Annotated in this window: 4 protein-coding genes; all 4 read left to right on the top strand. The window is 58.8% G+C overall.

Annotated features, from left to right (window positions below; all coding sequences use genetic code 11):
• The first annotated feature begins 84 nt into the window (after positions 1-84).
• On the top strand, positions 85-738 hold the full coding sequence (gene sctR / locus Q7O77_RS16640; RefSeq protein WP_304169839.1) for a type III secretion system export apparatus subunit SctR: 654 nt from the start codon (positions 85-87) through the stop codon (positions 736-738).
• Positions 739-745: 7 nt separating this feature from the next.
• Positions 746-1,006 (top strand): type III secretion system export apparatus subunit SctS, encoded by a 261-nt coding sequence (sctS, locus tag Q7O77_RS16635; protein WP_026740165.1) that lies wholly within the window; start codon positions 746-748, stop codon positions 1,004-1,006.
• A 7-nt stretch (positions 1,007-1,013) separates the two neighbouring features.
• A complete protein-coding gene (gene sctT / locus Q7O77_RS16630) occupies positions 1,014-1,817 on the top strand; it encodes a type III secretion system export apparatus subunit SctT (RefSeq protein WP_304169837.1) in 804 nt (267 codons plus the stop codon).
• Between the two features lie 21 nt (positions 1,818-1,838).
• Positions 1,839-2,789, top strand: a 951-nt coding sequence (gene sctU, locus Q7O77_RS16625) for a type III secretion system export apparatus subunit SctU (RefSeq protein WP_304169835.1), incomplete at its 3' end; no start/stop codon positions are given.

The following is a 2,789-nucleotide window of genomic DNA, read 5'->3' as shown; positions in this document are numbered from 1 at the left end:
CGAACTGGTGGAGGTCGCGGGACGTCTGGCCCTGCAGATCACCCAACGACTCGGCGCATTGCAGCCGGATCGGGAGCCGCAGTCATGACGGCGGGCGCATTCGATCCCGTCATGTTCGCCCTGCTGTTGGGGGCGCTGTCGCTCATTCCGTTAATGATGGTGGTCTGTACCTGCTTTTTGAAAATCGCCACCGTGTTACTGATTACCCGTAACGCGATCGGAGTTCAGCAGGTGCCCCCGAATATGGCGCTGTATGGCATCGCCCTCGCCGCCACCCTGTTCGTCATGGCGCCGGTCTTCAGCGATATCAAGCAACGCGTTCAGGATACGCCGTTGGATATGAGCGACCTCGGCACGCTGGAAACCACCGCGACGCACGGTATCGAACCCCTGCAAAAGTTTATGTCCCGCAATACCGACCCCGACATTCTCACCCATCTGCATGAGAACAGCCTCCGCATGTGGCCCGCCGCCATGTCCGACAAAGTGACGCCGGACAATATTTTGCTGGTGATCCCGGCGTTTGTGCTCTCCGAGCTGCAGGCGGGATTCAAAATCGGTTTTCTGATTTACATCCCGTTTATCGTCATCGACCTAATCGTCTCTAACGTGTTGCTGGCGTTGGGGATGCAGATGGTCGCGCCGACCACATTGTCGCTGCCGCTCAAACTGCTGCTGTTCGTGCTGGTCAGCGGCTGGACCCGGCTGCTTGACGGCCTGTTTTATAGCTACCTGTGAGGCAAACGTGGAAATTTTGAATTTGTTTCGACAGGCCATGGTGCTGGTCGTGATGCTGTCCGCGCCGCCGCTGGTCGTCGCCGTCATTGTAGGCGTCCTGATTTCGCTACTGCAGGCCGTCATGCAGCTACAGGACCAGACGCTTCCCTTCGCCATCAAGCTGGTGGCGGTCGGGCTGGTGCTGGCCATGACCGGTCGCTGGATCGGCGTCGAGCTGATCCAACTGACCCTGTTGGCTTTCAATATGATCGAACAGACTCGCGCATGAGGCCATGATGCTGACCCTCGATACTCTCGAACGCCTGTACGACTTCATTTTTGCCCTGACGCTCGGCATGGCCAGACTCTATCCCTGCCTGTTTCTGGTGCCGCTATTTTCGTTCACGCTGGTCAAAGGCCTGCTCAGAAATGCCATCGTGCTGGCCCTGGCGCTAGTCCCGGCCGCCGCCATCCAACAGCAGATGCAAAACACGACGCTCAGCTGGCCGCTGTTGCCGGGTCTGTTGCTCAAGGAGCTGGCGGTCGGGCTGCTGTTAGGCTGCGTTCTGGCGATGCCCTTCTGGCTGTTCGAATCCGTAGGGGCGTTATTCGATAACCAGCGCGGCGCCTTGATCGGCGGACAACTCAACCCCGCGCTGGGCAGCGACGCCACGCCCCTCGGCCATATGATGAAGCAGCTGCTAACGCTGATGCTGTTGCTGACGCTGGGGCTCTCCGGGCTGACGCAACTGATCTGGGACAGCTACCGTCTGTGGCCCGCGCTGGTCTGGCTGCCGCCGCTCAGCGAAACCGGCTTCCACGCCTACCTTGCCCTGCTGGCCGACACCTTCACGCATATGGTGATTTTTGCCGGGCCGCTGGTGGCGCTGTTACTGCTGCTGGAATTCAGCATCGCGATGCTGAGTCTGTATAGCCCGCAGCTGCAGGTCTATGTGCTGTCCGTCCCGGCCAAATGTCTCGCCGGAATGGCGTTCTTTATCGTGTATCTGCCGGTGGTGCAATATCTTGCAGAGGGGCGGATTCAGGCGCTGCCGGACCTGAAGCACGTTTTGCCGCAGTTTTTTCCCGCACTTTCCTGACGGACACGCCGAGGCTGACGCATGAGCGAAAAAACCGAAAAACCGACGCCGAAAAAACTGCGGGATGCGCGACGCAAAGGCGAAGTCGGCCAAAGTCAGGACATCCCCAAACTGCTAATCAGCGCGGCGCTGCTGGAAATGATCCTGGCGCTGGTTAACAACGGCATGGAAAAGCTCGAACTGCTGATGCAACTGCCGTTAAAGCGCCTCACCGATCCGTTTGGACATGCCGTCAACGAGATCGTCAGCGAGGCGCTGAGCCTGCTGGCGACGCTATGTCTGTTGACCGTCGCGGTCGCCATACTGATGCGAATCGTCGGCGCCTGGCTCCAATACGGCCCGTTATTTGCGCCCGAAGCGCTTAAGCTGGATTTTAATCGGTTGAATCCCGTCAATCAGATCAAACAGATGTTTTCTATGCGTAAGCTGACGGAGATGCTGACCAACATTTTGAAGACCGTCACCATTGGCATCATTTTCTACCGCGTGGTGGTTCCGCAGCTGGAGTGGTTGGTCGAACTGGCTTACGGCAATCTGGACGGTTTCTGGCACGGCGTCGCGGCGGTGCTCCAGCGCGTGGCGCGCACCACGCTGGCGGCGCTGCTGGTGCTGGCCGTGATCGACTTCGGATTGCAGAAATACTTCTTTATGAAGCAGCAAAGGATGAGTCACGAGGATCTTCGCAACGAACATAAGGATGCCGAGGGCGATCCGCATATGAAAGGACAGCGTAAGTCGCTGGCGCGCGACATTCTCAATGCCCCCGCCAAACCGCGTCCGGCGGGTAAAGTCGAAGACGCCGATTTACTGCTGGTTAACCCCACCCACTACGCGGTGGCGTTGTTTTACCGGCCCGGACAGACCCCGCTGCCGCGTATCCTGTGCAAAGGTGAAGAGGCGGAGGCGCAGCAGCTTATCGCCCGCGCGCATCAGGCCAGAATCCTGTCTCCTATACACATCTCCGAGCCCACG

This window comes from Lonsdalea britannica (genome assembly GCF_946477055.1).
GTDB classification, from domain to species: Bacteria; Pseudomonadota; Gammaproteobacteria; order Enterobacterales; family Enterobacteriaceae; genus Lonsdalea; species Lonsdalea britannica_A.
The sequence above is the reverse complement of the archived record's forward strand: the minus strand, read 5'-3'. Positions and strand labels throughout refer to the sequence as shown.